30 protein-coding genes are annotated in these 25,716 nt (G+C 52.7%); 22 read left to right on the top strand and 8 right to left on the bottom strand.

The genetic code is table 11. The features are described from left to right. Position 1 precedes the first annotated feature (1 nt). The 5 genes from fliR to ACSTTG_RS14955 are packed head-to-tail and all read right to left on the bottom strand — an operon-like array spanning position 2 to position 3,053. Complete coding sequence (gene fliR / locus ACSTTG_RS14935) at positions 2-775, bottom strand: flagellar biosynthetic protein FliR (RefSeq protein WP_438459731.1); 774 nt, start codon at positions 773-775, stop codon at positions 2-4. Between the two features lie 5 nt (positions 776-780). Next, on the bottom strand, positions 781-1,047 hold the full coding sequence (locus tag ACSTTG_RS14940; protein WP_438459732.1) for a flagellar biosynthetic protein FliQ: 267 nt from the start codon (positions 1,045-1,047) through the stop codon (positions 781-783). A 2-nt stretch (positions 1,048-1,049) separates the two neighbouring features. Beyond that, positions 1,050-1,823: a flagellar type III secretion system pore protein FliP gene (gene fliP, locus ACSTTG_RS14945; RefSeq protein ID WP_438459733.1), complete on the bottom strand. Its 774-nt coding sequence runs from the start codon at positions 1,821-1,823 to the stop codon at positions 1,050-1,052. Continuing rightward, the gene (fliN, locus tag ACSTTG_RS14950; RefSeq protein WP_438459734.1) at positions 1,807-2,178 is read right to left on the bottom strand and encodes a flagellar motor switch protein FliN; all 372 of its coding nucleotides are present in this window, start codon (positions 2,176-2,178) and stop codon (positions 1,807-1,809) included. The genes fliP and fliN overlap by 17 nt, the downstream gene beginning before the upstream one ends. A 2-nt stretch (positions 2,179-2,180) precedes the next feature. Beyond that, the gene (locus tag ACSTTG_RS14955) at positions 2,181-3,053 is read right to left on the bottom strand and encodes a FliM/FliN family flagellar motor switch protein (RefSeq protein ID WP_438459735.1); all 873 of its coding nucleotides are present in this window, start codon (positions 3,051-3,053) and stop codon (positions 2,181-2,183) included. A gap of 625 nt (positions 3,054-3,678) precedes the next feature. Here ACSTTG_RS14955 and ACSTTG_RS14960 point away from each other — a divergent pair. From ACSTTG_RS14960 to ACSTTG_RS14995, 8 genes are read left to right on the top strand one after another with little or no spacing between them, the layout of a single operon-like run. Next, positions 3,679-4,542, top strand: coding sequence for a MotY family protein (locus ACSTTG_RS14960; protein WP_438475382.1), 864 nt, complete (start codon positions 3,679-3,681; stop codon positions 4,540-4,542). Between the two features lie 20 nt (positions 4,543-4,562). After that, entirely contained in the window at positions 4,563-5,918 is a 1,356-nt protein-coding gene (locus ACSTTG_RS14965) for a sigma-54-dependent transcriptional regulator (protein WP_438459918.1), read from the top strand. Between the two features lie 16 nt (positions 5,919-5,934). Continuing rightward, the gene (gene fliE / locus ACSTTG_RS14970) at positions 5,935-6,267 is read left to right on the top strand and encodes a flagellar hook-basal body complex protein FliE (RefSeq protein WP_438459737.1); all 333 of its coding nucleotides are present in this window, start codon (positions 5,935-5,937) and stop codon (positions 6,265-6,267) included. Positions 6,268-6,277: 10 nt separating this feature from the next. Continuing rightward, positions 6,278-7,987, top strand: a complete 1,710-nt coding sequence (gene fliF, locus ACSTTG_RS14975; protein ID WP_438475383.1) for a flagellar basal-body MS-ring/collar protein FliF — start codon at positions 6,278-6,280, stop codon at positions 7,985-7,987. After that, positions 7,977-9,002, top strand: a complete 1,026-nt coding sequence (locus tag ACSTTG_RS14980) for a FliG C-terminal domain-containing protein (RefSeq protein WP_438475384.1) — start codon at positions 7,977-7,979, stop codon at positions 9,000-9,002. The genes fliF and ACSTTG_RS14980 overlap by 11 nt, the downstream gene beginning before the upstream one ends. 2 nt (positions 9,003-9,004) lie before the next feature. Beyond that, on the top strand, positions 9,005-9,847 hold the full coding sequence (fliH, locus tag ACSTTG_RS14985; protein WP_438475386.1) for a flagellar assembly protein FliH: 843 nt from the start codon (positions 9,005-9,007) through the stop codon (positions 9,845-9,847). Continuing rightward, entirely contained in the window at positions 9,844-11,187 is a 1,344-nt protein-coding gene (gene fliI, locus ACSTTG_RS14990; protein ID WP_438475387.1) for a flagellar protein export ATPase FliI, read from the top strand. Before fliH ends, fliI begins: the two co-directional genes overlap by 4 nt. Further along, positions 11,177-11,599, top strand: a complete 423-nt coding sequence (locus ACSTTG_RS14995) for a flagellar export protein FliJ (protein WP_438475389.1) — start codon at positions 11,177-11,179, stop codon at positions 11,597-11,599. Before fliI ends, ACSTTG_RS14995 begins: the two co-directional genes overlap by 11 nt. A gap of 168 nt (positions 11,600-11,767) precedes the next feature. Here ACSTTG_RS14995 and ACSTTG_RS15000 read toward each other — a convergent pair whose 3' ends face one another. The 3 genes from ACSTTG_RS15000 to flgA form a co-directional block, all read right to left on the bottom strand. Continuing rightward, positions 11,768-12,196, bottom strand: a complete 429-nt coding sequence (locus tag ACSTTG_RS15000) for a flagellar protein FlgN (RefSeq protein WP_438459743.1) — start codon at positions 12,194-12,196, stop codon at positions 11,768-11,770. Then, entirely contained in the window at positions 12,197-12,490 is a 294-nt protein-coding gene (gene flgM, locus ACSTTG_RS15005; protein WP_438459744.1) for a flagellar biosynthesis anti-sigma factor FlgM, read from the bottom strand. A gap of 70 nt (positions 12,491-12,560) precedes the next feature. Continuing rightward, entirely contained in the window at positions 12,561-13,295 is a 735-nt protein-coding gene (flgA, locus tag ACSTTG_RS15010; protein WP_438475391.1) for a flagellar basal body P-ring formation chaperone FlgA, read from the bottom strand. 193 nt (positions 13,296-13,488) lie between these two features. On the opposite strand from flgA, the gene flgB reads away from it, so the two are divergent. From flgB to ACSTTG_RS15080, 14 genes are all read left to right on the top strand, one after another. Beyond that, positions 13,489-13,854 (top strand): flagellar basal body rod protein FlgB, encoded by a 366-nt coding sequence (flgB, locus tag ACSTTG_RS15015; RefSeq protein WP_438459746.1) that lies wholly within the window; start codon positions 13,489-13,491, stop codon positions 13,852-13,854. A 4-nt stretch (positions 13,855-13,858) separates the two neighbouring features. Beyond that, entirely contained in the window at positions 13,859-14,293 is a 435-nt protein-coding gene (gene flgC, locus ACSTTG_RS15020; RefSeq protein ID WP_438475392.1) for a flagellar basal body rod protein FlgC, read from the top strand. 9 nt (positions 14,294-14,302) lie between these two features. After that, positions 14,303-15,013: a flagellar hook capping FlgD N-terminal domain-containing protein gene (locus ACSTTG_RS15025; protein WP_438459748.1), complete on the top strand. Its 711-nt coding sequence runs from the start codon at positions 14,303-14,305 to the stop codon at positions 15,011-15,013. Between the two features lie 54 nt (positions 15,014-15,067). Continuing rightward, positions 15,068-16,258 carry a flagellar hook protein FlgE gene (gene flgE, locus ACSTTG_RS15030; protein ID WP_438459749.1) on the top strand — a complete coding sequence of 397 codons (1,191 nt, stop codon included), beginning with the start codon at positions 15,068-15,070 and terminating at the stop codon, positions 16,256-16,258. A gap of 10 nt (positions 16,259-16,268) precedes the next feature. Further along, positions 16,269-17,000, top strand: a complete 732-nt coding sequence (locus tag ACSTTG_RS15035) for a flagellar basal body rod protein FlgF (protein WP_438475393.1) — start codon at positions 16,269-16,271, stop codon at positions 16,998-17,000. A gap of 11 nt (positions 17,001-17,011) precedes the next feature. Beyond that, positions 17,012-17,797, top strand: a complete 786-nt coding sequence (gene flgG / locus ACSTTG_RS15040; protein ID WP_438459751.1) for a flagellar basal-body rod protein FlgG — start codon at positions 17,012-17,014, stop codon at positions 17,795-17,797. A gap of 21 nt (positions 17,798-17,818) precedes the next feature. After that, on the top strand, positions 17,819-18,496 hold the full coding sequence (flgH, locus tag ACSTTG_RS15045) for a flagellar basal body L-ring protein FlgH (protein ID WP_438459752.1): 678 nt from the start codon (positions 17,819-17,821) through the stop codon (positions 18,494-18,496). 66 nt (positions 18,497-18,562) lie between these two features. Continuing rightward, positions 18,563-19,645: a flagellar basal body P-ring protein FlgI gene (locus tag ACSTTG_RS15050; RefSeq protein WP_438459919.1), complete on the top strand. Its 1,083-nt coding sequence runs from the start codon at positions 18,563-18,565 to the stop codon at positions 19,643-19,645. A gap of 9 nt (positions 19,646-19,654) precedes the next feature. Then, positions 19,655-20,191 carry a rod-binding protein gene (locus ACSTTG_RS15055; RefSeq protein ID WP_438475394.1) on the top strand — a complete coding sequence of 179 codons (537 nt, stop codon included), beginning with the start codon at positions 19,655-19,657 and terminating at the stop codon, positions 20,189-20,191. Continuing rightward, on the top strand, positions 20,188-21,561 hold the full coding sequence (gene flgK, locus ACSTTG_RS15060; RefSeq protein WP_438475395.1) for a flagellar hook-associated protein FlgK: 1,374 nt from the start codon (positions 20,188-20,190) through the stop codon (positions 21,559-21,561). The genes ACSTTG_RS15055 and flgK overlap by 4 nt, the downstream gene beginning before the upstream one ends. A 9-nt stretch (positions 21,562-21,570) precedes the next feature. Next, on the top strand, positions 21,571-22,476 hold the full coding sequence (gene flgL / locus ACSTTG_RS15065) for a flagellar hook-associated protein FlgL (protein WP_438459755.1): 906 nt from the start codon (positions 21,571-21,573) through the stop codon (positions 22,474-22,476). Positions 22,477-22,553: 77 nt separating this feature from the next. Further along, positions 22,554-23,609 carry a hypothetical protein gene (locus tag ACSTTG_RS15070; RefSeq protein ID WP_438475396.1) on the top strand — a complete coding sequence of 352 codons (1,056 nt, stop codon included), beginning with the start codon at positions 22,554-22,556 and terminating at the stop codon, positions 23,607-23,609. Positions 23,610-23,715: 106 nt separating this feature from the next. Continuing rightward, positions 23,716-24,312, top strand: coding sequence for a hypothetical protein (locus ACSTTG_RS15075; protein ID WP_438475397.1), 597 nt, complete (start codon positions 23,716-23,718; stop codon positions 24,310-24,312). Positions 24,313-24,508: 196 nt separating this feature from the next. Continuing rightward, positions 24,509-25,423: a flagellin N-terminal helical domain-containing protein gene (locus tag ACSTTG_RS15080; RefSeq protein WP_438475398.1), complete on the top strand. Its 915-nt coding sequence runs from the start codon at positions 24,509-24,511 to the stop codon at positions 25,421-25,423. Positions 25,424-25,716: the final 293 nt, after the last annotated feature.

A 25,716-nucleotide genomic window follows, 5' to 3' on the forward strand; every position in this document is an offset into this window, starting at 1 on the left:
GCTAGCTACCTCCCATCTGGCGCATTTGTTCAAGAATGTCATGCGCCAATTCGGCATAGATGCTTGGCAGCCCCGACAGAGAGAGCAACACAGCACACAGGCCGAGCATCATCGACATCGGAAAGCCAAGGGCAAACACGTTCAACGACGGCGCGGCACGGTTCATCACACCAAAGGTCAGGTTGACCGTCAGCATAGCGGCGATGGTTGGCAAGGCGATCGACACGGCGGCGACCATCATCCAGCCAAACAGGCCAATAAAGTAAGTGAGTGACAATTCACTGATGCCAGCGCCGACCGGGAAGCGCTCAAAGCTCTGGATCACCACATCCAGCGCGACCAAATGGCCATCAAGAGACAGGAACATCAAGGTGGTGAACATCAAAAAGTAGTTACCCAGCAAGGCAACGGAGATGCCATTGGCAGGGTCATTCATCATCGCCATACCAAGACCCATCTGCATCGACATGATCTGACCCACCATCGCCATGGCAGCAAATAAGAAATGGAGAGTCAGGCCGAGCAGTGCGCCGATAGCCACCTGCTCCAGAGCGATGGCAACGGCCTGAATAGAAATCGGGTCAACCTCGGGCATCGCGGGCAATAGAGGCCCGGCAACGGCGGCGATCACCAGGGCGAGAAAAACGCGTATTCTTGGGCTGATATAGCCATCACCATAGAAGGGCATGGTGATGAATGCCGCGGACAAGCGAAAAAAGGGCCACCATACCTGACCGAGCAGCGCCGTGATTTCAGCAAAACTAACCGCGTACATTCGACCTAACTTACGATGGTTGGGATGGTGTAAAACAGATCGGTAAAAAAGGTGCTGATATTACGCAGCAGCCAGCCCCCGGCGAAGATCAGCATCAACAGTGTGGTGAGCAGACGAGGTAGGAAGCTCATCGTCTGCTCATTGATTTGAGTGGTGGCCTGGAAAATCGCCACCACCAAACCCACCAATAGGCTCGGCCCAATCAATACCACCACCATAGTAATGATCATAAAAATGGCATCGGCATAAAGGTTCGCGATCGCTGGGTTCATGGTCAGAGCCCTCCAAAGCTGGCACTCAGGCTGCCAACCGTCATCGCCCAGCCATCAACCATCACAAACACCATCAGCTTGAATGGCAAGGAGATGATCAAAGGGGAAAGCATCATCATACCCATGGCCATCAGTACACTGGCAACCACGATGTCGATGATTAAGAACGGAATAAACAGCATAAAGCCAATCTGAAACGCGGTCTTGAGTTCACTGATCACAAAGGCTGGCATCAGTACGGCGAAGCTGATCTCCTCCGGTGCCATATCGAGTGGCTCGTTAGCGATACGCAGCATCTGCTCAAGGGCGGTTTCATAGGTTTGGCTGAGCATAAACTGGCGAAGTGGTTGCTCCGCGACAGAAAATGCCTGTTGCAGGGTGATCTCACCGGCCTCGTAGGGCTGGTATGCGTCCTCGTAAATCGGAGTCCAAACTGGCTTCATCACCAACATGGTCATGGTTAACGCAATACCAATCAAGATACGGTTCGGTGGACTTTGCTGCAGGCCAAGCGCTTGACGCAGGATCGCCAAGACAATAATGATGCGCGTGAAGCTGGTCATCATCATCAGCATGGCGGGCAGGAAGGAGAGGGCGGTCATCAAGATCAAGATCTGAACCTTGACCGAGTACTCTTCACTGCTGTCACCGTCGTTCACGGTGATAAATGGAATGCCTTGATCAGCAAAGGCCAGGGTTGAAAACAGCCCCAGCCCAGTGATCAATAGCAGCCCAATAATGAGCTGCTTGGATAATTGCTTAGAGCGAAACTTCATTCAGAGCATCTTCTGCGATATTGGTTAGGCGCAGGCCATACTTATCGTTGACCACAACCACTTCGGCGTGGCCAAGCAGGTGACCATTGACCTTCACATCCAGTGGCTCACCGTTTAGCTTGTCGAGCTCGATCACTGAGTTAGGCCCGACTTGCATCAGTTCACCAAGAGAGATAGAGGTGCTGGCGACTTCCAGGGTAACGGACACCGGGATCTGGCGGAAGAAGCTCAGCTCGCGTGGTGCCGTTGTCGGCGCTTCTGCTGCCGCTGCAACAGGGCTTGGCTCAGAAAATAGGTCACCGACGTTGGAGTCGAAGTTCAAATCATCTTCAAGTGATAGGTTTAGCTCAGTCATAATCAAAAATTCTCTGCTGGATTAAGGTGGTCCGTGATCTGCAAGACCAAATGGTTGTTTTGCTCGGAAACGCGTGCACGATACAGCTTTTGCGCTCCAGCACTTACTTCAACAATTTCTTGGATATCGGAGGTGATGATGTCGCCAACTTTCAGCTGCGTCACTTGCTCAAGCGACATGGTCTGCTGAGCCAGCACGGCATTCAACTGCACTGGGATCTGGCACAGCTGTTGATGGCGCCTTTCCGCAAGCTCCTGCGGGTCTAACTTGACCGTGTTACTGGCTTGACCAAGTGCGATAAGGAGTTCGTCGTCCATCTGTAGGCTAAGCTCACCGACAATTTCACCGACGGTGAGCTCAAAGTGAGCATTGAGACAGCAGCTGCTCAGTGGTGCGGTCTGTGTGCTCTCGTGCCATGAAGTATCGAGCTGTTGTAAGATAACTTTTGCCAAGCGTGCTTGGACTCGTTGTTCACTGGCATTGAGCAGCAGTGGCGCATCAGACTCTTGTGCTGGTGTATTAAAGCACGGCGTACCACCATAGAACGCATCTGCTAGACGAGTGAGCAAGGTAGGGCTCACCTCAAGCATGCAGTCTCCGCCATGCGTTTCATGAGTAAAATGAACCGGCGCTTGGTAAGACACCTCTGTCGCACGCATTTCTAGGCCAAGATGACACAGGCGTACTCGACAATCGTTACGTTTGGTCATGGCGTTGAGCGTCACAGTCAGCGCTTTTTCGGCACGGCTAATCTTTGGTGCAAGATTATTTTTAGCAATATTTAATGGTCGACCCAAAGTGATTGGATCGATATTAAAGGCATCGTTATCACTGGTGACCGGACTGGTGTGCTGGTTAGTAGTATTGCTCTTCATATGGCATCTGAAATAGTTGGAATAATGACAATTTACAGGCGCTATATACCTAGGAACTTATTGAGCATTATATAAGCGCGTTACTTTGCAGACATTAAGCCTTATATGGCTTAAAAATAATATGTGTTTTTTAAACATAGTGAACCAAGATCTCAGTTTTGACTTTTTAGGCGTAAATATTTAATTTTTATGTAATGCGTGAATTGCGTCATGCAGGTTGATTTTTGTAATAAACTCATAAAATACAGCGTCTTAATTTATAGGGGTGGCACATTTTACGTCTTGGAAAAGTGTTATTTACCTAAAGTTAACATTGTCAGTAGAGTGAAAAATACACGCAACTGTAACCGTGCATTAATAATTCTGATTAATAAGTAGGCGAATGTGATCTTTACCCAATCGCTAAAAATAAGTCACTCATTTGTGGTGGTATTTATTATTTACAGAAAATAGCATATTCAAGATTTTATTATTCTAGTTCGAATTGTTATTTAAATTTCTTTCCTGATTCCGCATTGCATTTAGTCGTTGCTCGCGGCGTGAGAGCGTCGCTTGAGCCGGTGAACATCTAGGCTGCATCAGTTGCAAGGGATTCAGATTTTATTGTGTGGCTAAAGGAGTAGAGATGGCTCTCACTAAATTATTTGTCATTGGTGTTATGTTGATACCTGGCCAACTGCTTGCCCAAACGATGCAAAAGCCCCTTGATCTGATTGAATGGCGCTACAGTGGCGACAGCTTCCACTGTCAGATGGAAACACCGCTTAAATTCGATGGTCAGGCGCGTATCTTGGTTCGCTCAGGTCAATCACCGGTTTTTACGCTTGAGACCTTCCAAAGACCCGTTGCGGTGGAATCGGCATGGTTGAGCATCAACAAGCAGGTTTGGCGTATCGAGAAGTCGGTTGATCGATGGCTTGATGGTGATGTCACTGGTGACTATGGATTGAGTTTCTATGACGAGACAGCAATCAAGTCACTGCTTAATCAGATGGAGCAGGGGGCATGGGTTCAAGTATCAGCGCGCGATGAGCATACGGGCGATGCTGTACATTGGGATATTCCGGCGGTGAATTTCTCGGCTGGCCTGCAAAACATGAAACGCTGCATGGCTGAGCTGCTGCCAATGGACTTTGCCGGGGCGCAAGACAACCAATTCCATTTTGCCACCAATCAGGTAGAGCTGGCTGAGCAAGATATTCAAACGCTAAAAGATTTGGCGACCTACATTAATTACGATAGCTCTCTATCGCACATCTTGATTGATGGCCATACCGATAACCAGGGTCATGCTCTGGGTAATCTTGACTTATCACGCCAGCGAGCAGTTCAAGTGAGAAATCAGCTGATCCACCATGGTGTGGATGGCAACAAGATCCAGCTGCGAGCACATGGCCAGCGTTACCCGATGGTACCGAACGTCAACGAGTCGAATCGCCATCAAAATCGCCGCGTGCAAGTGCGCCTGGTACAGGGAGGCAACTCGTGAGCTTCTCTTCTCGACCCGAGGTGATTTTTGCTCATGCCTGCGCCCAGCAATCGGCGGCAGCAGGCAGAGAACTAGCGCAAGCGGGCTATGGGTTCCACTGGGTTGAGTCTGGATTTGATGCGCTGATCAAACTCAGCGCCGCACCAGACTCAATCTTGATCGTCTCGTCAGAGCTGAGTGATATGTCACTGCTTGAGGTCATAGAGCGCTCGAAAAATCTTGCCCCTCTCTCGACCACGATTGCGATTGTTGATTACGTGAATAATCAATTGGCCAGTGAGGCGATGCGCCTTGGTGCCTCTGACTATCTACTGCAGCCCTATCAGCCACAGCAGCTCACCGATTTGATCCAGCGTGTCTCGACCGTGCGCCAATCCTCATCTCAGTTGGTGGCGAGCAGCTGGCGTAGTCAACAAGTCTTGCAGCTTGCCCATCGCGCGGCGCAGACCGATGCCACCGTGTTGATCACGGGTGAATCGGGGACCGGAAAAGAGGTTTTGGCTCAGTACGTTCATCGTCATTCTTTCCGTCGCGAGGGGCCTTTTGTGGCGATCAACTGCGCGGCGATCCCGGAATCCATGCTTGAAGCCGTGCTATTTGGTCATGTCAAAGGCGCCTTTACTGGCGCCACCTCGGCGCAGGCCGGTAAGTTTGAAGAGGCCAATGGCGGCACCTTGCTGCTCGATGAGATAGGCGAAATGCCCCTCGCCGTGCAAGCAAAGCTGTTGCGTGTGTTGCAAGAGCGTCAAGTAGAGCGCTTGGGCAGCCACAAGGCGATCGATCTGGATATTCGTATTATTGCCGCAACCAACGTCGACTTGCAGCGCGCGGTGAGTGAACGTCAGTTCCGCCAAGATCTCTACTATCGCCTCGATGTGCTGCCACTACAGTGGCCACCACTGCGCGAGCGCAAAGAAGATATTTTGCCACTGGCGGAGCACTTTATCGCCAAGTACAACCGCGGTTGTACAGAAACCTGCCGCCTGACTGCAGAAGCGCAGCAGGCACTGCTCGGCTATGACTGGGTAGGTAATATTCGTGAGCTTGAAAACACCATTCAACGTGCCTTGGTCATGCGCCACAGCACGTGGATCACCCCACAGGATCTGATGCTACCAAATCTAGCCAGCAGTCAGCCTCAAGCCGCCGTGACCCAAGCACCACCGATGGCGGCCCAAGAGCGACTTAAGTCAACGAAAAAGCAAGCAGAAAACCAATACATACTCGATACCTTGGCCAAGTTTGATGGACGCAGAAACCTGACTGCTGAAGCGCTTGGTATCACCACGCGCGCGCTGAGATACAAGCTCGCGGCGATGCGAGAGCAGGGAATTGATGTAGATGCCGTCCGCCAGTATGCCCATAGCGCGGCTTAACTAAGAGAGTAAATTGATGTCAATGCAACACTCCACGATGCACAACAGCATGATCAATACCATGGACGCGATGCGTGAACGAGCGCAGCGAGGGGTCGAGATCCAGGCCAATGCGCATACCGCACAGCAAGATAACTTCCAGACCGCGATTCAACAAGCCGTGCGTCGAGTCGATCACCATCAGCAACATGCCAGCCAAATGACGGCCGATGTGGACGCGGGTCGTTCGGATGATTTGGTGGGGGCAATGGTAGCAAGCCAGAAGGCGAGCATATCATTTCAAGCCCTTACCCAAGTAAGAAACAAAGTACTGTCGGCCTACGACGATGTACTGAGAATGCCACTTTAGTGAGGGTTAAATGAGCACAACAGCAATAGAGAGCCAGTCTAGCAGCAGCGAGCCTGCGCGCTGGAAGCAGTGGCAGGAAAAGGCAATGACTGCGATTAAAGAGAAAAATAAGGCGGCGATCATTACCGCGATCGCGGCCTTGATCACCCTCTTTCTCGTGGTCTTGCTCTGGACTCAGTCAAGCCCGTATCGGGCCTTGTATGGCGAGTCGGAGCGATACGATAGCGCGGAGATCTTAGAGGTATTGACCCAAGCCAAGATTGCGCACCAGATTGACAATCAGACTGGCCAAGTCTTAGTCCCTGAGAATAAGCTCGCCGATGCGCGTATTACTCTCGCGGCCCACGGCGTTAAGGCTCAACTGCCAGCCGGTCTTGAGATCTTGGACAAGGCCACCGGGCTTGGCACCAGCCAATTTATCGAAAACGCCCGCTACCGCCAAGGCCTAGAGGGTGAGTTGGCGCGTACCATTCTGGCGATCAACGCGGTCAACAATGCGCGTGTCCACCTCGCGATCCCAAACCGTACCTTGTTTGTGGGTATCAATGACGAGAAGCCATCGGCCGCGGTGATGGTTGAACTGCTTCCTGGGCGCTCATTAGAGCAGCAGCAAGTCGAAGCGATCGTTAACCTGGTTAGCGGTAGCATCACCGGGATGCCTATCGAGGGCGTGTCTGTGGTCGATCAGCACGGTAATCTACTCAGCGCTGACATTGGCAATGGTTCTAACTCACGCTTGAGCGTCCAATACCATGAGTTGCAGCAGCGCACAGAGCGCGACATCGTCCACCGTGCCACCGATATGCTGGCGCCGCTACTTGGCGAGGGTAACTTCCGTGTTCAGGTTTCGGCCACACTCAATTTTGACCAAGTTGAAGAAACCGAAGAGTCGATCGAGGGTGACCCAGTCCTGCGCTCTGAGTTTAGTAAGCAAGACAACTCTCAAGGCCAGCTTGCGCTTGGCATCCCTGGCGCGCTGAGCAATCAAGCTCCAATGGCGGATGCAGAAGGGCAGGCTAATGAGTCGCGCAACGAGCGTGCGGAGAGCTCACGCCAATACGACTTTGGCCGCAAGGTGCGTCATACCCGCATCGCGCAAGGTGGTGTTGAGCATCTATCGGTATCGGTGCTTATCAACGATGCCGTCAATGAACAAGGCTGGCAGCAGGCTGAACTAGAGCAGATCGCTCAGATGGTGAAGGACTCTGTTGGCTATATCGATGAGCGTGGCGATCAATTCAGCCTCCACGCGTTTAATTTTGCAAGGAGCCCAGAGGTGGCAACAGTCTCCGTGCCTTGGTGGCATCAACAACAAAACCTAACCTTGATCCAATATGGCCTATACGCCTTGTTAGTGTTGAGTTTCTATTTCTTTGTCTTGCGTCCGCTGATTAAGGCGCTGACGCAACCCTCTGTGCCGGTTGAGCGTGAGGTGATTGTCCACCGCGCCGCGCCGGTGGCGGCTTCAGAGAGTAGTAATATCAGCTCATCGCCAATCGACGGCGGTCAAGATCTCGCCGATGCCTTGATTGATTCAATCCAAGCGGGCGGTGGCCTTGGCGATGACGGCTCATCAAGCGATGGCACGGATATCTACGACCTGCCACCAATTGGCTCCAACCTTGAGGTTCAGGTTGAGCATTTACAAAAACTAACTGACGCGGAATCAGAGCGCGTTGCGGATGTTGTGAAGAAGTGGGTGAATTCTAATGAGTCTTAGTAATCTCTCTTTGCCGGATGATGTGTTTCTTGATCCGATTGAACAGGCAGCGATTTTATTGTTGTCGATGGGTGAGGACTCTGCTGCCAAGGTAATGGCGCATATGTCCCGTGATGAATTGCTGAAGGTGAGCCATGCGATGGCTCTCCAACCGGCGATCCGCAGCATCGAAGCGCAGTTCGTTCTGCAAGGCTTTTTTGATGAGTTTCGTGCCCAGTCTGGCATCAGCGGCGCATCACGTACCTTCTTGCAGCGCACGTTAGACAAGGCACTTGGCGGCCGTCTGGCGCGCAATCTACTTGACAGTATTTATGGTGATGAGGTGCGCACCGTGATGCAGCGCCTGCAGTGGGTACAACCAAGCCAGTTGGCGCAGTTCCTCAGCCATGAGCACATTCAGATGCGCGCGCTGTTTATCGCGTTCTTGCCACCGAATATCGCTTCGGAGGTGATGGAAGAGTATGACGAGCAGACCCAGCACGATCTTTTGTATCGTATCGCTAACCTCAGTGAGGTGACGCGCGATGTGGCCGATGAGCTGCAAGAGCTGGTTGAGCGCTGCATCGAGTACTTGGCGGATAACGCGAACTCGATTGTTGAGGGTGAGCAGCAGGCGGCGGACATCATTAACCGCTACCAAGGCGACCCAGCAACCCTGATGAGTGCGTTGCAAGAGCAAGACCAAGAGCTGGCTGAGCGCCTGAAGAGCAAGATGTACGAGTTCAGTATTCTTACTCGTCAAACAGAAGCGGTGCGTACGCGTATCGTTGAAGCTATCCCTGTTGAAACCTTGGCGCTGGCGCTTAAGGGTGCAGATAGCCTGACACGTAAGTCGATTCTATCCATCTTGCCTAAGCGAATGCGTCAGTCGTTTGAGACGGAGATGGCTTCAATGGGTAAGGTTTCCCTCAATCAGGTCAAGCGTGCGCGTGATGAGATCATGGAGTATGTCCGTGAGCTTAATGAGACAGGTGAGATTGATCTGTTGCTGTACCAAGACAAGACGGTGGAGTAGCCATGTTTAGACGCAACACTATTATGCGCCTTGCGCCGCATCAGTATCGTAGCTTTCGTTTTCCACCGATTGTTGACCCATCCCAACTCGCTCAATCCGCGGTGCCACCGGCACCGGTGGAAGATGAGTTTGGCCTGGGAGAGTTTGGTTTTGATGAGTTTAATTCGGTGGCTTCATTTGCCGATGAGCCAATGCTTGAGCCCTCACCAGAGCCAAGCGTCGACGAGCAGGCGGCTGAGGATATTCAGCAGCAATATAGCCAAGGCTTTCAGCTTGGCATGACCAAAGGTTATGACGAGGGCGTAAAAGAGGGCGTTGAAAAAGGCCAAGCGCAAGGATTCGAGCAGGGACTAACTGCCGGTCAGCAGCAAGGGATAGAGCAGGGCATGGCGGAGGGTAAGAAGGCCTTCCTCAAGGCCGCGACCCCTTTTGAATCCATGACACAAAAGCTTGAGCAGCTATTTGTTGAGCAAGAGCGCCGCCAGCGTGAGCAGGTGTGCGAGCTGGTACAAAAGGTCGCGCAGCAGGTGATCCGCTGTGAGTTGGCCCTTCAGCCGCAGCAAATCTTGGCGCTAGTGGAAGAGACGCTAGAGACGCTGCCAAGTGAGCCTGAGGGCATCAAGGTGATGATGGCACAAGAGGAGTTTGCTCAGATCCAACAAGTCGCTGGTGAGAAGATCAAGCAGTGGAATATCGTCTGTGACCCAGATTTGCGTCAAGGCGATTGCCGTATCATCACCAAGACCGCCGAGGCAGACGCTGGCTGTGAACAGCGACTTGAGACCTGTATGCAGGCGGTGCAAAAGCACTTACTTGAAGAGCCTGTCCTAGAGCCAAGCCTATGAGCAACGCGATAGACCAGCGCCTACAAGAGGCGATGGACTCGATCCATACCATACCGGTGGCTAAGGTCACCGGTCGTTTGGTTAAGGTGACGGGGCTGATGCTGGAAGCCGTCGGCTGTCGCTTGCTGACCGGCCAGCGCTGCTGGGTTGAAACCGGCAGTGGTGAGCGCATTGAGGCGCAAACCGTTGGCTTTAACCATGATGTCGCCTATCTGATGCCAATCCGAGCGGCAACGGGGTTATTTTCCGGTGCACGAGTGTGGCCAGTCGAGGGTGAGTGCTTGCTAACGATCAGCAATAACTGGTTTGGTCGTGTGGTAAATGGCCTTGGCGAGCCAATCGATGGCTTGGGTGAGCTCGGTCATGGCGAGCGAATTAGCCTGCAGGGGCAGGGCGTCAACCCGATGCAACGCAAGCCGATCACTGAGCCCTTGGATGTTGGCGTGCGCGCCATCAATACCATGCTGACCATGGGTAAGGGCCAGCGCTTGGGCCTGTTTGCCGGCAGTGGTGTGGGTAAGAGTGTCCTTTTGGGCATGATCACCCGCCAGACTCAGGCCGATGTGGTGGTGGTTGGGCTGATTGGTGAGCGTGGCCGTGAGGTCAAAGAGTTCATCGATCATGCGCTCGGGCCTGAAGGGTTGAAAAAGGCGATTGTGATTGCCTCACCGGCCGATGAATCTCCCTTGATGCGGCTGCGTGCCTCACAGCTTTGTCACCGCGTCGCTGAGCACTATCGCGACCAAGGTAAAGATGTGCTGCTTTTGATGGACTCACTCACGCGCTATGCGATGGCGCAGCGTGAGATCGGCTTGGCGCTTGGCGAGCCACCGGCAACCAAGGGCTACCCGCCTTCCGTGTTCAGTATGTTACCTCAACTGGTCGAGCGCGCCGGTAACAGCCATCACCCACAAGGCAGTATGAGTGCCATCTACACCGTCCTAACCGAGGGCGATGATCAGCAAGACCCGATTGCCGACAGCGCGCGTGCCATTCTTGATGGGCATATCGTGCTCAGTCGTCAACTGGCCGAATCTGGCCATTATCCAGCGATCGATATTGCTCAATCAATTTCTCGCACCATGCCTCAGGTGGTGGACAAAACTCAGGTGGCAGACGTGATGCAGTTTAAGCATTTGTACAGCCGCTATCAGGAAGTCAAAGAGCTGATCCCACTGGGTGGTTATCAGCCAGGCAATGATGAGGTGATGGATACCGCAGTGCGCGTCTACCCATCTCTGATGAACTTCCTTTCGCAAGGTCAGGATGAATCCTCGCCGTTTGAACCCTCACTAGAACAACTCACCCAACTGATTGGAGAGATAAGCCATGGCAGCTAGACCAGGACTGGAGCGCTTTCGTGATATCCACCAAGATCGTTTAGAAAAGTTAGGCCAACAACTTCAGCAGCAGCGCAGCCAAAGCGAGCGCTACGCCCACAATGCTCAGCAGCTGCAAACCATCTATGACGAATGCCAAGTCAGTGGCGGTGAGAGCGCCTTCGCCTGGCACAACCGCCACCAACTGCGCGGCAATCTGCAACACCTAGAGAAACTCCAACAGCAACACCTAGCCCTAGCCGAAGCCGAACAGCGCCGCCTACAGCACACCCTCATGCAACAAAACGTCAAGGTCAAAAGCCTAGACACCGTACTCGACAAACGCAAAAAAGCCGCCCAACTACGGGTGTCGAAGGCTGAACAGAAGTTGAATGACGAAATCGGTGCGCAGCGTTATTTCCATCGGAAATAAAGGTGCGAGAGATAAGGGTGCGAGGTGCGAGTACGGGCTTCGCCCTACGGGGAGCGAGGGGTTTATCACGTGTGATGAATTCCTCGCTACTCGCACCTCGGAACGAAGTGTAACCCGTAGTGAAACGTCCTCGCGCCTGTGCGCCGAGAGCTATTCTATGAACAGAAATTATTCAGGCGCGTAGGTTTGGACCGAAGCAGGCTGCGTCAGTTCCGTGAGGATGCTTTGTTGCATGGTGAGCAGTTTGCCGTTGCGCTCGTTTTGTACTTGGCACTCATTGACGAGGTGGTGCAGCTTGTTCCAGCTGGCTTGCAGTGGCTCGGCAACATGGCTCGGCAGGGCGGCGATCAGTCGCTTCACGCCCGTTGCATCGGCAGAGACACCGATTTGCTCTAGCATCTTGCTGCGCTCCTCGGCGCGGCCGGTGAGCTTGGCAAGGAACTTTTGCTGCTTGCCCGCGGCGGCTTCTAGGCGCTGCGACTCACGCTTTGTCATCCATTCATGCTGGCTGCGCATCACCTTGAGCAGGGTTTGGTAGTCTTGCACATCGGCTTGCACGCCCTGGATAAAGGCTTTAATGATGGCCGTCTTACTCATTTACTCACCTTGGTGGGTAGTGAAGATTGCTGCGGCCAACTCATCCAAATCAACCGAGAATTGCCCTTGCTGTAGCTCAGCACGCACTTGATTCACGCGCTCCAGATCCACCTCAGGCAGGCTACGCAATTCTTGCTGCAGAGACTCAAGCTCTCGCGCTTGTTTGCTGACCGTTGCCAGCTTAGTTACTTGACTCGATGCCACGCTATCGGCCTCTTTTGCTTGTGGTGCATCCTGGCTAGCGCTGCGGGTCGTGATCAGCGCCGGGTTGCTATTAGAACTAATATTAATCATCTGCTCTGTCTCTGGTTGAATAGGCTCACTGAAAACAAACGACCGAGGCGGAGGTTTTCTTTAGCAAAAGCTAAAAAAGACTGCGAACTTTTCCGCTTTCCATCACCACGGCCTGGATCACACGCCCAGAACTGCTGTTTCGAACCCGAATTTGTTGGTCTAGATAGCCATTCTCAAGCGCGGTGCCCGCCATACTGGCGGAGAAGCGATCGCTGCCAGCATGAATCACTACCTGCTCACCACGGGCAATCACGAACGGCTCACTGATCCGCGCTCGAGTGATCACCTGACCTTGGCGGATCTGACGCTGCGCGCGCAGTCCCACCATCTGCTCAGGACGAGCGACAAAATCGCGATTGTGGCTGGCGAGCGGCTCGCGGCGTAGCTCAAGGTCATCTCGTTGCACCAAGGCGTCTTTAGCAATAGTACGCTGGGCATAGGTGACATTGACTAGGGCATCGGCTTGAGCCTGCGCTTGAATTGACCAACTGCCTGGCTCGGGGCAGGTGACGCGATAGCGCAGCCGACCTGCGGGATGGAGGCGCTTGTCTCGGCGCTCGAGTACTAAGGGCGCGCCGCAGGCAAGGCGATGACTCCCTGGAGGCAGGCTTATCTCAATTTTTGGCTCACTTAAGCGCCAGCCATAGGTTTGGTCGGCCTCGGTCAGTGCCTGTTGGATATCGCTGTTGATCGCTCGGGCAATCGCAGCGTTTTCGGTGGTATCGACCTTGGTTTGGGCCAGTGCCAAGGGCAAGTTCTGGCTCAACATTAGCCCAACAGCCATGAGCACAAGTTTGAAATTCATGTTGCTAGTTCCTGTCCAAACACCTTATTCGGTGCCTGTTTCCTCTTCCGATTGTACTTCCCATTGGGCGGAAGTAACGCTTCCCTTTACTGAGTCTAAAGTTATTTAATTCAATAAAAACAATGATTTAAAAAATGGCACGCATCTTGTTAAGTCTAGTGCCTAACTCAGTAATTGTTGGCAAGGATACTCAATGACAATCAGTTTTGATAGTGCACTTGGCATTCACCCGCATGCATTAAATCTGCGCGCAGAGCGCTCGACAATCATCGCGGGCAATTTGGCCAATGTCGATACCCCGGGATACAAGGCGCGGGATTTTGATTTTCAAACGGCGCTGAGTGAGGTCGAGCATCGCAGTCGCTCTGGACAGCGCATCGATGCGGCGGCGACACCACTGCAGTATCGCAACCCATACAACAATGCGATTGACGGCAACACCGTTGAGCTCGGAGTAGAGCAGGCGGCCTTTGCTCAGAATGCGGCGGACTTTGAAACCAGTTTGACCTTTCTCAACATGAAATTTAAAGGGCTGTCGACAGCCATAACAGGACAGTAATCGTATGTCATTTGGAGATATTTATCAGATTGCAGGGTCAGCGATGACGGCGCAGACCACGCGTCTCAACACCATTGCCAGTAACCTTGCTAACGCCAATACCGCCTCAAGCAGTGCAGCCGAGACCTATCGCGCGAAAAAGCCGGTGTTTGCCACTGTGTATCAGCAGCATCAAACCTCACTAATGAGCCAGGACGACGCCTATAAGGGCGCGCGCGTTCAAGTCTTGGATGTGGTCAGCACCGATGCGGATGCCGACAAGCGCTACGAGCCAGGCAATCCAATCGCGGATGCCGATGGCTATGTCTACTACCCACACGTGGACGTGGTGCATGAGATGGCGGACATGATGTCTGCCTCACGCAGTTTTGAAACCAGTGTCGATGTTCTCAGTCGCACGCGCAGTATGCAGCAAGGGCTGCTGAAACTCGGTCAGTAAGGAATCGCTATGCTTGCAGCAATGTCAGACAGCTCAAATACCAACTCGGGTAGCAACGATGGTCAGATCGCGGGTAACGGCGGCCAGGATAATACCTTCCTGACCCTGATGATCGCCCAGATCCAGAACCAAACCCCACTAGACCCACTTGATACCACGCAGTTCATGACGCAGTTGGCGCAAATGACTCAGGTTGAGACCATGCAGTACATGAACTCAACCGTGACCAACCAGATGGTGCTCTTGGATAACATCCAGGTGCTGACCACCGCAGGTATGGTCGGTCAAGAGGTACGCGTTGAGACGGACGAGATTGAATTTGATGGCTCGAAACACAATGGCGTGATTGACCTTACCAGCGCCGTTGACGACCTGAAAATCGAGATCCGCGATGAGGCGGGTCAAGTGGTCGAGACGATTGAACTTGGCAATCATAAAGAGGGTGAGGTGGCGTTTGTCCTTGACCCGAAAGCCATGGGACTGGCTGACGGCCACTATGAGATCTCGGCAGTGACCAGTGATGACGACTACACCCCAGCCATCATGATTGAGGGTGTGATCGATAAGATGCGTATTCCACCAGGCGGTGGCTCACCAGAGTTCTTGATCTCTGGCCTTGGCTACGTGCCGTTCTTCCAGGTGACCCAGTACGGTGACATGGACCCAAGCGATGACACGCCAAGTGTCTCGCCATTTATGAATCGTTTTGCTCGCCGGTAGTTCAACCCAGCAGCTAGTTGTAATGCTAATTAACCCAATTTAGGACCAATTCAAATGAGCTTTAATATTGCAATGAGTGGCTTGAACTCCACTTCACAAGAACTAAATACCATCAGTAACAACATTGCTAACGTCTCAACCGTTGGCTTCAAGTCTTCACGTGCCGAGTTTGCTGCGGTAATGAACGGCGGCATGGGCGGCGGTGTTGAGATGTCAGCAGTGTCGCAAAGCTTTAATGGCGCCAACATGGTGATGACAGGTCGCTCGACTGACCTTGCGATCCACGGTGGTGGCTTCTTCGTTATGGAAGGCCCTGACGGCAGCACCACCTACACCCGCTCTGGCATGTTCCATCAGGACAAAGATAACTTTATCGTCGACAACTCAGGCAACCGCCTGCAGGGCTACAACGTTGATAGCAATGGTAACATCATGACGGGCTCAGTGACTGATCTGCAAGTCAAAACAGGCTCAGTACCAGCACAAGCGACAGGCAGTGTTGATTTTGCCGCGAACCTAGATGCTGGCGCATCCGTGATTGATACCGATGACTTCCCATTCGATCCAGAAGACAGTGACAGCTACAACTCGTCTTACACCACGACGGTTTACGATTCGCTTGGCAATGAGCACACCATGACTCAGTACTTTGTTAAGACAGATGAAAACGAGTGGGAAGTGCACTACACCATGAACGGTGAGGAGCTAGACGAGACCACTACCATGACCTTCGATACTGAAGGTAACCTGACCGCACCAACGGGCGGCGTGACTATTAACTACAACCCAGATAACGGTGCGTCAGCGATGCAGTTTGATATCTCAATGACAGGGACTACCCAATTTGGTAGTGACTTTGCGGTATCGACTAACCGTTCAGACGGTCACACTGCAGGTGAGCTTACTGGCATCACTATCGATGACGATGGCTTTCTATTTGCCAATTACAGCAACGGCGAGCAGATGATCCAAGGCCAAGTCGTATTGGCAGACTTCCCTAACAGCGGTGGCCTGATGCAGGTAGGCAACACCGCTTGGAGTGCAACCCAAGCCTCTGGTCAGCCACTGGTTGGTGCGCCGGGTACTGGCACGCTGGGCTCACTCAAAGCCGGTTACCTAGAAGAGTCGAACGTTGATTTGACGGGGGAGCTGGTTGGCCTAATGACGGCGCAGCGCAACTACCAAGCTAACGCTCAATCACTGTCTACTCAGCAGCAGCTTACTCAAGTGCTGTTCAACCTATAAGTGATTCGTCATGGATAAGATGATTTACACCGCCGCAAGCGGCGCTGCGCGCACCTTCACCGCGCAGCAAGTGGCTAGCAACAACCTGGCCAATATCAATACCCACGGCTTTCGCGCTGATATGGAGCGCGCGCACTCTTACGCGGTAAAAGGCGCGGCGTACGACACCCGTGCGCTAGTGCAGCCACAAACCAGCGGCACGCGCTTCGATGCTGCTGAGCTACAGCAAACCGCCCGTGACCTTGATTTGGCGATTCGCGGCAATGGCTTCTTTGCCGTGCAAACACCAGCGGGTGACGAGGTTTATACCCGCGCGGGTAATGTTGAGCGTAACGCCGAAGGCGATCTGTCGGTCAACAACCTGCCACTGCTTGGTGAGGGCGGTGAGGTGCTAAATGTACCTCTGTATAGCTCAATTGAGTTTGGCACCAACGGTACGATTAACATTGTCCCTGAGGGCGAAGCCATCGCGATTGAGGTTGGTCAGGTCAAACTGGTTAACCCAGACACAGGTGAACTGCAAAAGCTTGAGACCGGCCTATTTGGCAGCGAAGAGCCGTTTGCCAATGCCGCAGAAGGCGAAGTGACCATGGTCTCTGGTTTTCTTGAGCAGAGCAACGTGGTCGCGGTTGAGGAGATGGTCGCCTCAATGCAGCTGAGCCGTAACTTTGAAATGCAATTAAAAATGATGCAAACCGCTGAAAAAACAGCGGAAGCAGGCAACCGAATTATCCGCGGGTAGAGGAATTAATCATGAACGCAGCACTATGGATCAGTAAAACCGGCCTCGCGGCACAAGACGCCAAGATGGCGACAATTTCGAACAACCTCGCCAACGTGAACACCGTTGGTTATAAGCGCGACCGCGTCGCGTTTGAAGACTTGTTCTATCAAATTCAGCGCCAGCCGGGCGCAATGGTCGACGAAGTGAACGAGCTGCCAAGCGGTATTCAGCTTGGCTCAGGTGTGCGCGTGGTGGGGACACAAAAAGTCTTCACTGAGGGCATGTACCAAACCACCAACCAGAGTCTGGATGTGGCGATCGACGGTCAGGGCTTCTTCGAGCTGGAAACGGCTGACGGCGATCTCGCTTACACCCGTAACGGTCAATTCCACCTCAACTCAGAGGGCATGCTGGTTAACGCACAGGGTCTGCCTCTAGCGCAAGGTATCCAAGTCCCTGACGATGCGGAAACCATCACCATCGGTAGCGATGGCACGGTATCGGCGAAAGTGGCTAACAGTGATTTCCCTCAGGATATCGGTCAGATCACCCTAGCGAACTTCATCAATCCAGCCGGTCTTGAGGCGCTTGGTGGCAACATGTACCGCCAAACCGCATCGAGCGGTGATGCGATTGATGGTATTGCTGGTGAGGGCGCATTTGGTCAGCTGAAGCAGGGTGTCCTTGAGGGCTCGAATGTTCAGGTGGTTGAAGAGATGGTGGATATGATCACCACTCAGCGCGGCTACGAGATGAACGCGAAAGCATTGTCGTCTTCGGATGAGATGCTGCAGTACGTTAACCAAGTTCTATAAGCAGTAGGAAGGGCAGTACGTATGCTGAGATGGCTAGCCTTGCTATGTAGCGTCGCAACCCTGATGGGTTGCGCCTCAAGCACCCCTCCATTAATTGAGGATCGCCCGTCACCCGATGACGATGTCTACGCGCCGCCAGCTCTGGATTATTCACTTCCAGATGCAGTGGCAGGCTCGGTGTATCGCGATGACTACATTTGGACCCTGTTCCAAGATCGCCGCGCGTATCGCGTTGGCGATATCCTGACCGTGTCGCTTGATGAGGACACGCGCTCGAGCAAACAGGCCAATACCAATTTTGGTAAGAGTTCATCGGTTGGCATGTCGGGTAGCTACGATAACGGAAGCAGCTCTGGTGGTGCCTCAGGTAGCCTGAGTGGTGACCGTGATTTCAATGGCGGTTCGGCCAGCTCTCAGCGTAACTCCCTTAGTGGTTCAATCACTGTGATGGTGCATGAGGTGTTGCCCAATGGCGTGCTGCGCATCAAGGGTGAGAAGTGGCTGCGCCTAAACCAGGGCGATGAGTTTATTCGCCTCAACGGTCTAGTGCGGGTTGATGACATCAACAACGGCAATGAGATCTCCTCTCAGCGCGTTGGTGATGCGCGGATCACCTACTCACAAAGCGGTGTGTTGGCGGATGCCAACGAAGCTGGTTGGCTGACCAAGCTGTTTGTTAACCCACTGTTCCCATTCTAAGAGGTCACTATGACGGACAAACTTTTTGTGCTGGTAGGCCTGCTGATGGTCTCGATTGCCTTCGCGATGCCGACCGAGGCGGCAGGCAATCCTTCTTTTTCTGCCAGTGAGCGTCACTTGATTGACCTTGTGGATATTCAAGGTCTGCGTGATAACCAGTTGGTGGGTTATGGCCTGGTGGTGGGTCTGGATGGCACGGGTGACCGTAACCAAGTGAAATTCACCAGCCAGTCGGTGACCAACATGTTGCGCCAGTTTGGTCTGCAATTGGACGACAATATTGACCCGAAGCTGCGTAACGTCGCGGCGGTGAGTGTTCATGCCTCTATTCCTCCTATGGGCGGCAAAGGCCAAACCATCGATGTCACCGTATCATCGATTGGTGATGCCAAGAGCTTGCGCGGCGGCTCACTATTGATGACGCCACTGCGCGCGATTGATGGTCAAGTTTATGCTGTGGCGCAAGGCAACCTTGTGGTGGGCGGCATCAAGGCTGAAGGGCGCACCGGCTCAAGCATCACGGTTAACGTACCAACCAGTGGCCGCATCCCTTCAGGCGCGATTATCGAGCGTGAGATCCCATCTGATTTTGTCTCTAAGCCATTGGTGACGCTAAACCTGCTGCAACCCAACTTTACTACCGCGCGTAATATCTCACGTACCATTGATGAGACGTTTGGCCCAGATACCGCAATGGCGGTGAGCCATGCACGTATCGAGTTGCAAGCGCCAGAGGACCTAGAACAACGCGTAGTATTTATGTCGATGCTGGAAGAGATGACCGTTGATATCGGTCGCCAGCGTGCCCGCGTGGTCTTCAATACTCGCACCGGCACCGTGGTGGTGGGGCAAGGCGTGCAAATTGGCCGAGCCGCGGTCAGCCATGGCAACCTAACCGTGACTATTGGTGAGTCGTTTAACGTCAGCCAGCCGAATGCCTTTGCTGGCGGAAACACCGTGGTGGTCCCGGAAACCGATATCGATATTGCCCAAGAGCGTAACCCGATGTTTATCTGGCCTGAAGGGGTGGAGCTGGAAACTATCGTTAATGCAGTTAACAGCTTAGGCGCGTCACCAGATGATGTGATGGCCATTCTTCAAGCGCTCAACACCGCTGGGGCTCTCAATGCCGAGCTGGTGGTGATCTAGGAGCTAAGGATGAGTATTACCGTGATGCCAATTAACCCGATGACCATTCAAGCCATGCCAGGGCGCTCTTCAGCCATCAGCAGTAACTCTGCAATGAGTGGCGTTAATGCTTTCGACAGTCGCAACCTTAACCAGCTTAAGCTTGCCGATGAGCAGCAAGCGCTAGAAGGCGTGGCCGAACAGTTCGAGTCGATGTTTCTGCAGATGGTGCTCAAACAGATGCGCCAGGCCAATGAGGCACTGAATGACAACGAAAATAACCCACTGTTTAACAGTCGCGAGCTAAAAACCTATCAAGAGTTTTTTGACGGCCAGCTATCGATGGAGATGGCCAAAGGCAGTATTGGCCTTGCAGAGTCTATTGTTGCACAGCTCTCGCGTGAAGACAGCGAGCAAGTGGCGAATTTGACGCCAGATCCATTTAAGGAAACCAACGATTCGGTCGCTTTATATTCTCAACAGCAACCGACGGTTGCCCCTGCACACAGTTCACGCGCATTTCAGCAGCCACTACTGCTGGTGAACGACAAGGAGACTGAATTATGAGTTTGATGAACATTGGTCTTTCTGGCGTCACCGCCAGTCAGATTGGGATGAATGTCACGGCGCAGAACGTGGCCAATATCAATACCCCAGGCTACAGCCGCCAACAGGTGATGTTTGGCGCGGTCGGCCCCAACAGCATGGGCGATGCGGGTAATGGCGTGAGCGTCAACAGCATCCGCCGTATCACCGACCAGTATCAGACTAACCAACTGTTTCGCGCCAGCTCAATGCTGGGCGCGGCATCGACGTCAGCGCAGCAGCTAGAGCGATTAGAGAACCTATTGTCAGCCGACTCGATGGATATCGATCAGGGCTTTAACAGTTTCTTCTCTGCACTGAACGGCTCAAGTGTTTCACCCTATGGCTCTGCTCATCGCATGCAAATCATCAGTGAGGCGGATGCGCTCGCGAGTCGCTTTAATCAACTGAGCGGCTCACTCGATGGCCAGTATGCTGACCTTAACCAGCAGCGTGAGTCGTCAGTGGCGCAGGCGAACAGCCTACTGAACAACATCAGCAAGCTCAATGAAGAGATCCGTAAGGGTGAGGCAAGCGGCGTGAATACCTCAACGCTGCAAGATGAGCGCGATGTGTTGATCACCGAGCTGTCTGAGATTGTCGATGTGCGCGTGACCGACGCAGGTGATGGCACGCTCGATCTAGCGTTGCCAAACGGACAGCCTCTAATCAGTGGCAACCAAACCGCTCAGTTTGGCCTGATCACCGACCCAGACAATCCACAGAGCAAGATGTTGACCTTGGGCTTTAATGGCCAGGACTTCCCAGTTGGCTCAGACATTGGTGGCAAGCTGGGCGCACTGGATGACTATGAGCATGAAGTGCTCAAGCCTGCGATAGATGTGATCAATGATATCGCACTTGAGTTTGCCACTGCATTTAACAACCAACTATCGGAAGGCTTCGATCTCGAAGGTAATGCGGGTAAGCCTTTGTTTATCTATGATCCTGATAACCCAGCCTCGACGTTATCTATCGACCCAGACTTCAAGCCTGAAGACTTGGCCTTATCCTCTGACGGCACCCCTGGCGATAACGGTAACTTGCTGAAATTGATTGAGATCCAAGACCAAGAGTTTGAGATTGGTCACCTAGGCACCCAAACCTTAGGCGGCGCGTACTCTTCATTGGTCGGTGATGTGGCGGTCAAATCACGTCAAGCCAAGTCAGATGCTCAAGCAGCAGGCAACATCTATGTTCAAGCAACGGTAGAGAAGTCGGGCACCAGTGGCGTCAATATGGACGAAGAAGCGGTTAACTTGATGAAGTACCAGCAGGCCTATCAAGCAAACTTGCAGGTGATCAGCACCGCGAATCAAACCTTTTCCGCTGTGATGCAGCTGTTCTACTAAGGATTTCCCATGCGCGTAAGTACCAATCAATACAGCCAGATGATGTCGTCGAGCTTGAACAATAACTCGCTTGGCCTGAACAAACTGATGCAACAGATGGCGACAGGCAAGCGCTTGCTGCTGCCATCGGATGACCCAATGGCAGCGACTCGTGTGATGAGTTTGCAAAGTCAGCAAGCCTCACTGGGTCAATATCAAAGCAATATTGACTCGGCGGATATCCTACTGAAAAACCAAGAGACCCACCTATCAAACGGTGTCGATGTCATGCTACAGATGCGTGATTTGATGCTGTGGGCAGGTAACGATACCAACAGTGCCGATGAGCGTGAGGCGATCGCCAGCGAGCTAGAGCAACTGCAAGACACGCTTGTTTCGCTGATTAACGCCAAGGACGAGAACGGTAAATACATCTTCGCCGGTAACGAGGTTAATACCAAACCTCTGGATAAAGACGCCGACGGTAACTGGGTATACAACGGTGACAGTGGTGTGCGTGAAGTCGTGATTGGTGATGGCGTGACCGTCAAAGTGAACGTCAATGCGGGTGATATGTTCTTCTCTGGCGATACGAATCTATTTAGTCAACTTGATGCCCTAGTGGAAGAGCTGCGCGACCCAGACTTTACCGCGGGTAGCAGCGATATTATCGATGCCAGTGTGAAGGTGCTCGATGAAGCGCTCAACTCGGTAACCGCTTCGATTACTGACCTTGGTGTACGCCAGAATACCCTGATGACCATGTCCGACGGTCACGGTGAGATTGAGCTGTTCAATAATCAATTGATTGGTCAGCTTGAGGACCTGGATTACGCCGATGCGATGATCGAGTTCAACAACTACTTGCTGGCGCTGCAAGCAACCCAAGCGACTTATATGAAAACGGCTAACATGTCGTTGTTCACTATGATGTAATAGCCAAGGCGGCGCAGTTATGACTACACTAGCCGCCTTTGTTTCTACCTTTTGCATACAGTTAGGTTTATATCACTATGGTTTCCCAAATCAGCGATCTTAGAGCCGCCGCTTCCGGCAATCACAATCAGCCCCAAGTCATTGCTAAGCGAGCAGAACAGAGCGGTGCGGTTGCTGAGAGTCGCCAGCGTGATCCCATTCGTCTGTCACGCACGCTCACGCCAGAGCATACTCGCTCACAAAGCCTGCTGCAGCGCGCTCAGCATCAGCTGGCCTCAGCGCAGGTTGCCGAGCAAACCCTGATGGAATTGGGCAAAAGCCTAACTGAGCTCAACAAACGCCTGAGTAGCGCCACGCGCAGCTCACATTCGTCGCATCAAGTTCAGTCGCACGTCGAGCAGCTCACCGCCAATATGGAGCGTGAGTTTCAATCGGCACAGTATCAAGATCAGCCCGTCCTGAGTCGCCAGCTTAAGCCGATTTATCATGGTGAGGGGCAGACAACGTTTAAGGTCAAAGGCCTGGAAACTCAGCGCGCCGTGCCGCGCGATGAGATGCTGGTGTTTAACCTTGGTAAAGGTGGCGCCAGTGCTGTTCCGGTTAAGTTGCCGGCCAATGCCACGCCAGAAAAAATGGCCCAGCAGTTTCGCCAAGCCTTCAACGAGCACGGCATTGGTGTCGGGCTGGATAAGCAGCGCCAACTGGTGTTCAGTGCCAATGAGGGCGACTGGCAGCGTTTGCAGCAGAGCCTGAAAGTCACCGGTCAAGGTGAGCGCTTTCCGGCTGGACGCGCCAATCGCGCCAAGCTCGATACGACTCAGTTGCGTTTTGAGCCAACCAAGCTCAAAGCGGATAAGCCGTCACTGGCAGAGAGTCAGGCCGAAACTAAGCAGTTGCTTCAGCAGGTTAAAGCCAGCATCCAAGAGCTGCGCGACTATCGCCGCGTGATCAGTAATAAGATGTCGGATATCAGCAGCCGCAATGCGCAGCTGGCCGAGCTCTCTTTGGATACGGCTCAGCGTGACCTAGAGGCGATACTGCCGGCTGAGCTGAGCTTTACTCAGGTGTATCAAAATATCCGTATCCAAGCCAACGTCCATCGCCATACTGTGGTGGCCCTGTTATCTAAATAAGGCTTGGCTGCGAACTGTCATCCACTGACTGTTCGCCTAGCGTCTGGTGGAGGGGCCGACCCTCCCTGCGGGCAATAGTCAACTATTGCCCATTAGCGAGACCCAGATGCAATCCCAACTTCCTCCCGGTATCGAAAAACTGGTTCGTGTCGAGCCACAGCAACTCAAAAGTGAGCGTCAGCTCTCCCAACCTGCGCAGCAGGCCAGTCATGTCCAGGCACGTCCTGGGCAGCAGCAATTGCCCGGGCTGATGATGCCACTTGCCCAGTGGCAGGTGGTGCGTATGCTTTATGCGCCTCATTCAGTCACCACAAACCCACGTGAATCCGCCTATCAAACTCCGCCACAATCGAGCCCCTCACTGCAGTTTCCAAGTGAGCGCGGCGTATTGATGGCCAAGTTTGAGCTTGACGGTCAGGTGCACCAGCTGCGCTGGCAGATAACCCCAGGTGAGGCGACTTTGCTCGGCGCCAACTTGGCACATGAGCCACTGCTTAAATTGCTCCCTTCGCTTAATGGTACCTGGCGTGTGGTGGCCAATGGCACTGATATGGTGGATCCGCTCCAACTGCTTTGGCTTCCAGCAGGGGCCGGCCAGCCAAGTTCGTCAGCTAGCATTCCTTTCTATCAACAAGTTTGGTTTAAGCGTTTAGCGGCATTGTTAGTCGTTATTGGTGTGGTGTTTTTTGCTTGGCAAAGCTAAGTCTGAGGATTTACAGCGGATTATTGTGGTGGTCAATTAGTGATCTCGAGCCAATAAAAATCAGCGTTTTAGGTTTAATTAAATTTTTTTCTTGTCGTCGAAAAAATATCGCTAATTTTTTATTTAAGCGCTGAGAATCAAGTGACGTTTTCAAGTTGTGTAAGCGGTACAGTACATACAATAGAGGATTTTACTCATGCTTTCGATCCACACTAACTACACGTCACTACTGACGCAAAACAACCTAAACAAAACTTCTGGTGCAATGGACCAAGCGATGCAACGCATCTCAACTGGCTTCCGTATCAACTCTGCATCAGATGACGCAGCTGGCCTACAAATCGCGACTCGTCTACAGTCTCAGGTTAACGGTCTATCAACTGCAGCGCGTAACTCTCAAGACGCGATCTCTATGCTACAAACAGCGGAAGGCGCATTCGATGAGATGACTAACATCGCTCACCGCATGAAAGACCTAGCAACACAAGCGGCAAACGGCACTAACTCTGCTGACGAGCACGCAGCAATGCAAGCTGAGTGGGATCAACTAGTAGATGAGCTAGACAGCATCGTAGAAAACACTCAGTTTGGTTCAGGTACTAACCTGTTCAACACTGGCGGTCTATTCGACGGTCCAATGACTTTCCAAATCGGTGCTACTACTTCTGAAACTCTAACTATCGACATCTCTGGTGGTGAAGATGGCGAAGGCGGCATCGCAGGCGTTCGTGACATGATTGCTGAACTGAAAACAGCAAACCTAGCTACTGCTGGTGACGAAGACAACCAAAGTGGTGCTCACGATGCAATGGACATGGTTGATGTATTCCTTAACGGCGGTACGTGGGAAGGTACTGGCGATGACGTAGTAAGCGATGGCCTTGGCGCTATCCGTGGTGAGCTAGGTGCAACAATCAACCGTCTAGACCACACTGTTGTTAACCTTGGCAACATGCGTGAGAACACTGAAATGGCGAAAGGTCGTATCATGGATACTGACTACGCTGTTGAGTCTTCAAACATGATGAAGAATCAGATGCTAACGCAAATGTCTATGTCTATGCTTTCTCAAGCAAACGGCATGTCTGGCATGGTAATGAGCCTAATCTAATCCATTAGGATTGAATTTCAGGCAGAAAACCGCATCCCTCGGGCTGCGGTTTTTTTATGCCTGAAATTCAGAGGCGAGAAGCGAGATCACTGCGTTGCGAGAGGCGAGTGCATTCAGCGCGTGGCTTGTTCCTCGCTCCTCGTAGTGAAACGTCCTCGAACCCCGCCCCCTGCGCTTTCGCGCGTATTGGAATCGAGATCAAATTAAGCCATTTGAACGTGATTAATTCCGCTTAGTGAATGGTCGTTGATAGTCATTAACGCCTAATAAAAACTGCGACCCACTAGCGAATT

This window comes from Vibrio glycogenivorans (assembly GCF_051660965.1).
Taxonomy (GTDB): Bacteria; Pseudomonadota; Gammaproteobacteria; order Enterobacterales; family Vibrionaceae; genus Vibrio.

Bases quoted from the DNA above. Each gene is read 5' to 3' on its own strand.
- ACSTTG_RS15055 (WP_438475394.1), top strand. From the start codon at position 19,655: ATGAGTATTACCGTGATGCCAATTAACCCGATGACCATTCAAGCCATG.
- fliF (WP_438475383.1), top strand. From the start codon at position 6,278: ATGAGCACAACAGCAATAGAGAGCCAGTCTAGCAGCAGCGAGCCTGCG.
- ACSTTG_RS15035 (WP_438475393.1), top strand. From the start codon at position 16,269: ATGGATAAGATGATTTACACCGCCGCAAGCGGCGCTGCGCGCACCTTC.
- flgK (WP_438475395.1), top strand. From the start codon at position 20,188: ATGAGTTTGATGAACATTGGTCTTTCTGGCGTCACCGCCAGTCAGATT.
- ACSTTG_RS15025 (WP_438459748.1), top strand. From the start codon at position 14,303: ATGCTTGCAGCAATGTCAGACAGCTCAAATACCAACTCGGGTAGCAAC.
- fliI (WP_438475387.1), top strand. From the start codon at position 9,844: ATGAGCAACGCGATAGACCAGCGCCTACAAGAGGCGATGGACTCGATC.
- fliP (WP_438459733.1), bottom strand. From the start codon at position 1,823: ATGAAGTTTCGCTCTAAGCAATTATCCAAGCAGCTCATTATTGGGCTG.
- ACSTTG_RS14955 (WP_438459735.1), bottom strand. From the start codon at position 3,053: ATGAAGAGCAATACTACTAACCAGCACACCAGTCCGGTCACCAGTGAT.
- ACSTTG_RS15080 (WP_438475398.1), top strand. From the start codon at position 24,509: ATGCTTTCGATCCACACTAACTACACGTCACTACTGACGCAAAACAAC.
- ACSTTG_RS15000 (WP_438459743.1), bottom strand. From the start codon at position 12,196: ATGAGTAAGACGGCCATCATTAAAGCCTTTATCCAGGGCGTGCAAGCC.
- ACSTTG_RS14995 (WP_438475389.1), top strand. From the start codon at position 11,177: ATGGCAGCTAGACCAGGACTGGAGCGCTTTCGTGATATCCACCAAGAT.
- flgG (WP_438459751.1), top strand. From the start codon at position 17,012: ATGAACGCAGCACTATGGATCAGTAAAACCGGCCTCGCGGCACAAGAC.
- flgA (WP_438475391.1), bottom strand. From the start codon at position 13,295: ATGAATTTCAAACTTGTGCTCATGGCTGTTGGGCTAATGTTGAGCCAG.
- fliN (WP_438459734.1), bottom strand. From the start codon at position 2,178: ATGACTGAGCTAAACCTATCACTTGAAGATGATTTGAACTTCGACTCC.
- ACSTTG_RS14940 (WP_438459732.1), bottom strand. From the start codon at position 1,047: ATGAACCCAGCGATCGCGAACCTTTATGCCGATGCCATTTTTATGATC.
- flgL (WP_438459755.1), top strand. From the start codon at position 21,571: ATGCGCGTAAGTACCAATCAATACAGCCAGATGATGTCGTCGAGCTTG.
- flgH (WP_438459752.1), top strand. From the start codon at position 17,819: ATGCTGAGATGGCTAGCCTTGCTATGTAGCGTCGCAACCCTGATGGGT.
- ACSTTG_RS14960 (WP_438475382.1), top strand. From the start codon at position 3,679: ATGGCTCTCACTAAATTATTTGTCATTGGTGTTATGTTGATACCTGGC.
- flgE (WP_438459749.1), top strand. From the start codon at position 15,068: ATGAGCTTTAATATTGCAATGAGTGGCTTGAACTCCACTTCACAAGAA.
- flgB (WP_438459746.1), top strand. From the start codon at position 13,489: ATGACAATCAGTTTTGATAGTGCACTTGGCATTCACCCGCATGCATTA.
- fliR (WP_438459731.1), bottom strand. From the start codon at position 775: ATGTACGCGGTTAGTTTTGCTGAAATCACGGCGCTGCTCGGTCAGGTA.
- ACSTTG_RS15050 (WP_438459919.1), top strand. From the start codon at position 18,563: ATGCCGACCGAGGCGGCAGGCAATCCTTCTTTTTCTGCCAGTGAGCGT.
- ACSTTG_RS15070 (WP_438475396.1), top strand. From the start codon at position 22,554: ATGGTTTCCCAAATCAGCGATCTTAGAGCCGCCGCTTCCGGCAATCAC.
- ACSTTG_RS15075 (WP_438475397.1), top strand. From the start codon at position 23,716: ATGCAATCCCAACTTCCTCCCGGTATCGAAAAACTGGTTCGTGTCGAG.
- flgC (WP_438475392.1), top strand. From the start codon at position 13,859: ATGTCATTTGGAGATATTTATCAGATTGCAGGGTCAGCGATGACGGCG.
- flgM (WP_438459744.1), bottom strand. From the start codon at position 12,490: ATGATTAATATTAGTTCTAATAGCAACCCGGCGCTGATCACGACCCGC.
- fliH (WP_438475386.1), top strand. From the start codon at position 9,005: ATGTTTAGACGCAACACTATTATGCGCCTTGCGCCGCATCAGTATCGT.
- ACSTTG_RS14980 (WP_438475384.1), top strand. From the start codon at position 7,977: ATGAGTCTTAGTAATCTCTCTTTGCCGGATGATGTGTTTCTTGATCCG.
- fliE (WP_438459737.1), top strand. From the start codon at position 5,935: ATGTCAATGCAACACTCCACGATGCACAACAGCATGATCAATACCATG.